Source organism: Mesorhizobium sp. M1E.F.Ca.ET.041.01.1.1, from assembly GCF_003997355.1.
GTDB lineage: Bacteria > Pseudomonadota > Alphaproteobacteria > Rhizobiales > Rhizobiaceae > Mesorhizobium.
In genome coordinates this window covers 1-2,473 of the sequence record NZ_RZSL01000753.1, presented here as the reverse complement: position 1 = coordinate 2,473, position 2,473 = coordinate 1, and the positions used below count along the sequence as shown (strand labels likewise).

Annotated in this window: 4 protein-coding genes; 1 reads left to right on the top strand and 3 read right to left on the bottom strand. The window is 65.0% G+C overall.

From position 1 onward, the window contains the following. The 3 genes from EOA38_RS33610 to EOA38_RS33600 all read right to left on the bottom strand — a co-directional run. Window positions 1-234: GNAT family N-acetyltransferase (locus EOA38_RS33610; RefSeq protein ID WP_145966199.1), on the bottom strand; the 234-nt coding region annotated here is incomplete at its 3' end. After that, a complete protein-coding gene (locus EOA38_RS33605; RefSeq protein ID WP_127301256.1) occupies window positions 227-865 on the bottom strand; it encodes an alpha/beta hydrolase in 639 nt (212 codons plus the stop codon). The genes EOA38_RS33605 and EOA38_RS33610, both read right to left, overlap by 8 nt. Window positions 866-870: 5 nt before the next feature. Further along, window positions 871-1,803 carry a VOC family protein gene (locus EOA38_RS33600; RefSeq protein ID WP_127301255.1) on the bottom strand — a complete coding sequence of 311 codons (933 nt, stop codon included), beginning with the start codon at window positions 1,801-1,803 and terminating at the stop codon, window positions 871-873. A gap of 216 nt (window positions 1,804-2,019) precedes the next feature. Here EOA38_RS33600 and EOA38_RS33595 point away from each other — a divergent pair. Further along, on the top strand, window positions 2,020-2,473 hold a 454-nt coding region (locus tag EOA38_RS33595; RefSeq protein WP_145966198.1), incomplete at its 3' end, for a sulfatase-like hydrolase/transferase.

Below are 2,473 nucleotides of genomic sequence, written 5' to 3'. Positions count from 1 at the left end.
CGGGATGATCTTCTTGCCGGCGGCGCGCGCGTCCTCGACGGCGCGGGTGACGAGCCGAAGCCCGGCGCCCTGGCCGCGGAAGACGTCCGGTACCTCGGTGTGATCGATGATGAGCTGGTGCTCGCCGATCTTTGTGAAGGTCATCTCGGCCTCGGCGCCGCCGGGGCCGCGCAGCACGTAACGCCCCTTGGAGCCGTGGTCCTCGAGTTCGATCTCGGGCAATTGGTCAGCCATTGTTCTTGCCTCCTGCGGCGGCCGGAGCGAAGGCGAAGAGCCGCCGCGCCGCTTCGCTTTCATTCGGCCGAACCTCGTGTCCGCCGTCGTGCCATTCCACTGTGACATCGGCCCCGTCGGCGCGCAAATAGGCCTCGAGCCGCGATGTCAGGTTAGGCGGGCAAATCGGATCGCGCCGGCCCGCCGTGATCAGGATGCGGCGGCCGGCAAGGCTGCCCTTCACCTGTGGCTCGAACGGGATGAGCGGATGCATCAGCGCCGTGGCATTGAACAAGGTCGGCTCCGCGAACACCACCGAGGCCAGGATGTTGGCGCCGTTGGAGTAGCCGAGCCCGAACACCGCCGAGGGCTTTGCCGCCTCGACATGCGCCTTGACGAAGCCCGCCATCTTGGCCGTCGCCCGCGCGAGATCGTCCATGTCGTAGACGCCCTCGCCGGTGCGGCGGAAGAAGCGGGCAGCGCCCTGTTCCGACACGTCGCCGCGCGGCGACACGACGGTCGCCGAAGGCAGCAGCTCACGGCCGAAGGACAGAAGCTGGTTCTCGTCGGCCCCGGTTCCGTGTAGGACGAAGAGCAGCGGACTGCCCGGCGAACCGGGCAGCATTTTGTGGATGTAGGCGTCCTTGCTCATGGCTTTCAGTCTTCCAGCTTCTGCAGGTGCTGCTCGAGATAGGATCTCAGATGCCGATGCTGCATCGGCAGCTTCAGCGCCTCGCCGAGATGCGCGGTGTCCTCGTCGCGGTCGAAGCCCGGCTCGTTGGTGGACACCTCGAACAGCACGCCGCCCGGGGTACGGAAATAGATCGCCCAGAAGTAATCGCGATCGATGACCGGCGTCACGCCATAACCCGTGTCGACCAGCGCCTTGCGCACTTCGAGCTGTTTGGCGCGATCCTCGACCGCGAAGGCGACATGATGCACCGAGCCGGCGCCGAGATTGGCAAAGCCCGCGCCCGGCAGCGATTCGATGTCGACGATGTCGGCACCGTTGCCGTTCTTGATCGCCAGCCGGTGGATGTTGCCGGACTTGTCCACCTCCTCATAGCCCATGAACTTCAACAGCTCCTCGGTGGCGCCGCCATCCTTCAGCCTGAGCGCGACCGAGTGGAAGCCGCGGATCGCTTCATCGCCGGGAACGCCGCCCTTCACCCAGGGCGCGCGGCTGTCGGCCTTGTCCTCGACGAGTGCAAAGCTGTCGCCGTCCGGACCGGTGAAGGCGAGCCGCTTCTCGCCGAAGCTTTCCGTGCGGGCGACGTTGCCCACGCCTTCGTCGGCGAAGCGCTTTTCCCAATAGGCGAGCGTGCCTTCCGGCACCGAGAAGACCGTGGTGCCGACCTCGCCGACCCCGTGCCGGCCCTTGCCGATATCGGGGAACGGGAAATAGGTCATCACCGAACCCGGCGTGCCGAACTCATCGGCATAGTAGAGGTGATAGACGTCGGGCGCGTCGAAATTGACCGTCTTCTTGACCCGGCGCAGGCCGAGCTTCTTCGTGAAGAATTCATTGTTCCGGCGCGCATCGCTCGCCATCGAGGTGACGTGATGCAGGCCCTTGATCTGATTGAGCATGGTGTTGCTCCTTCCCTTGTCCTTTTGCGGCCCTCGCCGCTGTCCACGCCAATATGAGGATAGCCCCACCAACGGCAAAGCGGCCAAACACAGAATGGACTGTATCATAAAGATGAACGATCATCTCGTATGCGTTCACGTTCCATGAACTGCCGCAGCTTGCAACACTCGCAAATTTCGGCTCCATGAGCGGCAGCCTGCCTGAGGAGAAGATTTTTGAACAACCGAGTGAGCCGCCCGAATGTTCTCCTCATCACCTGCGACCAGTGGCGCGGCGATTGCCTGTCGGCCGCCGGCCACACGGTGGTGAAAACGCCGAACGCCGACGCGCTTGCCGCCGAGGGCGTTCTGTTCCGGCGCCACTATGGCGGTGCCGCACCCTGCTCGCCGGCGCGCGCCTGCCTCTATACCGGCCTCTACCAGATGAACAACCGCGTCTGCCGCAACGGCACGCCGCTCGATGCCCGGCACGGCAACATCGCGCTCTCGGCCCGCGCGGCTGGTTATGATCCGACGCTGTTCGGCTACACGGATGTCTCGCCCGATCCTCGCCAGCTCTCCGCAGGCGATCCTCGCCTGCGCAGCTATGAAGGTGTGCTGCCCGGCTTCACCGTGCGGCAGTTCCTGCCCGAGCACCAGAAGCAGTGGCTGTCCTGGCTCAGCGCGCAAG